We start from the raw sequence: 3,369 nt of genomic DNA on the forward strand, positions 1-3,369 counted from the left end.
CCCCCCCCCGGGGGGCGGCCGCGCCGCCCCCTCCGGGGCCCGCCCGCCCCGCCCCGCCACCCCGGCCCCGCCGCGAAATGCCGCCCCCCGGCCCGCCCCCGGCACCGGGGCCCCGCCGCCCCCGGGGGGCCCCCCCGGCCCGGGCCGTGGGCGGGCCCCGGCGGCCGGCTGCCGTGGGCCCGGCGGATGCCGCCGGTGCGGAGGCCCGGCGGCGGATGGCGGCAGGGGGGCGGTGACGGCAGGGGACGGTGACGGCGGCCGTACGGGTCAGGTCCGCGCGTGAACGGTCGGCCGGCGTACCGTCGGCCCACCGCCACCTGGCTGCGCACGGGCTCGACCGGCGCCTGCCTCGCGGCGCCCCCGCCACCGCGCCGGGAAGTGCCGGCACGGTGGCGTCTGCCGCCCGCAGGGCGGGGCCGGCGCAGTCCGGCGCGGTGGCGGGGGGCGACGAGCGAGCCGGTACAGGTCTCGGCGGCCCACGATGACGCGGTGGGCGGGCGGGCGCACGTGCGGCCTTCCCCGCCGGGTCCCCGTACCGCCCGGCCCCACGAGCCACCCCACACGCCCCTCCCGTACAGACCTCGCCGACCTTCGGGACCGTCACGGCACGGCCCGGGAGGGCGTCGGGCATGGAGGGGCCGGGCGGCCGGGCGCCACGCCTCGCCGGGTGGTCCGTGACCGGCGCCGGCATCCTGGGGGCGCGCCCCCGCACCCCCGGCCCCCGGACCCCTCCCCCTCGGGGCCGGGCCGGCACGGCTCCGACCGGGCCCATCGCCCGGCTCTGCCCGGCGGCTCCGGCGGCAGACCGGAGGTGCGAATCCCCCGGCGGCCTCCACACCCGCGCACGCCGCCGCACCACGGCCGCCCCCTGGTCGTCGCCACGGCTCGGAAGTCGGGGCGTCCATGGTCTTGTCGTCGGCCGAAACACGTCGGTAAAGTCGTGCTTACACGTGTAACCAACTCTCACATCCCGCCTTTCCCACCTCTCCCGGCCCGTGCGGCCGAGCCGCCCGCGCCCGTACCGGGATCCGCAGGCCGCACCGGCCGCCCCGCATGCGAAGGACCCCCATGACGCAATCCCCTCCGGTCGGGTTCGACCTCGCCGACATGACCTGGCCGCCCCCGCCCTACCAGTCCCCCGTACCGCCTGTGACAGGTGCCGACGGCGTCCGCCACTTCGACGGGGTCACGTACGCCACCACCCCCGGCTACCGGCCCCGGCTGCTCGACGTGCAGGTCCCGGCGGGCGAGGGCCCCTTCCCGGCCGTGGTCTGGATCCACGGCGGCGGCTGGCTGGAGGGCGACCGCCGCTACCCGCCGCCCACCGTGCCCCCCGCCCTGCTGCACGGCGCCGTACTGGCGGCCGGGCTCGCCCTCGTCTCCATCGACTACCGGCACAGCCTCGAGGCGCCCTTCCCCGCCCAGCTCCACGACGTGAAGGCCGCCATCCGCTACGTCCGCGCCTTCGCCGCGACCCTCGGCATCGACCCGGACCGGATCGGCGTGTGGGGCGAGTCGGCGGGCGGTCACCTCGCCGCACTCGCCGGAGTCACGGGCCCCGGCAGCGAGGACGCCGCGCACTTGGAGGGCACGCAGGGCGTCGGCGCCGGGGACACCGGTGTGCTGGCCGTCGTCGACTGGTACGGCGTGTCCGACCTGGTCGCCCTGGCCGATCACCCCATGCCGGCGATGCCGTCCGGCGGCGAGTTCCCCGATCCGTACGAGGCCCTGCTCGGCGGTACCGAGGCGGAGCGCCCGGCGCGGGCACGGGCCGCGAGCCCGGTCACGTACGCGGTGCCCGCGCCCGCCGGTGGCGGGAACCCGCCGCCGTTCCTGCTCGTCCACGGGACGCACGACGGCCTGGTCCCGTACAGCCAGAGCGAGGTGCTCGCCGAGGCGCTCCGGGGTGCCGGGGGCGAGGTGACGCTGCGGCCGGTGGAGGGTGCCGACCACATCTTCCTCGGCGCCCCGGACATCGCTCCGATCGTCGCGGAGAGCGTCGAGTTCCTGGCCGCCCACCTCGGCGCGGGGGCCTGACCGACCGCGACCGGCCGGGGCCGCGACGCCCGCGGCTCCGCTCCGTTCGCGACTCCGCCCCGCCGGGGGCGCGGTCCGTGCCGCGCCCCCGTACCTGCCCCCGTACCCTCACCCGCCGTCCGCCCAGCTCACCCCATGCCCGCGGACAAGTCCGCTTGCGCGAGAGGCAGTTCATGTCCTGGAATCCGGTCACTCCACCCGACGGTCCCGCCCCGCGCGGCCCCGGCCGCGGGGCGCTCGTCCTGGGTCTCGTCCTGCTGGGCCTGGCCGGGCTGGCGGCCCTCGTCGTCCGCTCGGACCTGGCGGATCCGCCGTTCCAGGCGTTCGACGACCGCTGGCTCGGCTGGATGGGCGGCCCGCACGAGGGCTTGTACGCGGCCGCCGCGGCGGCGCTGAACTGGTTCGGCGGACCCTTCGGAGTCGTCGTCCCGCTCGGCCTGTTGCTGGCCCTGCTCCTGCGCAGGCGCTGGGTGTCGGCCGGCTTCATGCTCGGCGTCTACCTCGGCGGCAACATGCTCGTCGTACAGGGCCTCAAGCACCTGGTGGACCGGCCACGCCCGGCCGACCCCATGGTCCGCGTCGACCACGGCTCCTTCCCGTCCGGTCACGCCGCCTCGGCAGCGCTGCTGGTCGTCCTGGTGGGGGCGCTGCTGGTGCCCGCCGCCCGGCGGCGGGCGTGGTGGATCGGGGGCGCGGTGTTCACGCTGGCCATGATGTGGAGCCGTACCTGGCTGCACGCCCACTGGCTCAGCGACACCGCGGCCGGGGCCGCCGCCGGGGCGGGGGCCGCACTGGTCGCGTGGTGGCTGTTCGGGCCCGCGCTGGCCCGGGAGTCCGTACGCCCCCTCGGCCGCCGGGGGGCGGCTGCGGGGGCCGCGGACCCCGGGCGGGCACCAGCGCCGGTGTCCGAGCCCGTAGCGGAGTCCGTATCCGAGCCCGTGTCCGAGCCGATTGCCGCGCCCGCGCCCGTGGTCACACCCGTGCTCCTCGCCGAGCGGCCGGCGGCGCGGGCGCCTGCGCCCTGACGGGACCTGCCTTCAGGGGGTCGGCCGGGGAACCAGGACGGGGTCCGGGGGCCGGGCCGCGAAAGCGAGCACGGCCGCAGGGCGCAGTCCGGCCCGGGCCCGGGCGGTGTCGAGCCAGCCGCTGACGAGGCGCCCGATCGCGGAGACCGGCGCGGGCCTCAGGACGAGGCCGCTTCGGCCGGCGCGCGGGGAGCGGGAGGCGGCCGCGGCCCCGGCCCGGGGGGGCCGCGGCCCCCAACCGGGGGGGGGGCCCCCCCCCCCAGACCACCCCGCGGGGGTGAACCCGCCCCAGCGCCCCGGCCGGCCC

The 3,369-nt window shown here is 79.1% G+C and carries 2 protein-coding genes; both read left to right on the top strand.

All coding sequences use genetic code 11. The features are described 5' to 3' along the window. Positions 1–1,068 precede the first annotated feature (1,068 nt). Entirely contained in the window at positions 1,069–2,037 is a 969-nt protein-coding gene (locus tag ABT106_RS31530; RefSeq protein ID WP_351284378.1) for an alpha/beta hydrolase fold domain-containing protein, read from the top strand. Between the two features lie 173 nt (positions 2,038–2,210). Then, complete coding sequence (locus ABT106_RS31535; RefSeq protein ID WP_351284381.1) at positions 2,211–3,062, top strand: phosphatase PAP2 family protein; 852 nt, start codon at positions 2,211–2,213, stop codon at positions 3,060–3,062. The last annotated feature ends 307 nt before the right edge of the window (positions 3,063–3,369 follow it).

Origin of the sequence: Streptomyces sp. NPDC002044 (genome assembly GCF_040296725.1) — a bacterium.
GTDB lineage: Bacteria > Actinomycetota > Actinomycetes > Streptomycetales > Streptomycetaceae > Streptomyces > Streptomyces antarcticus.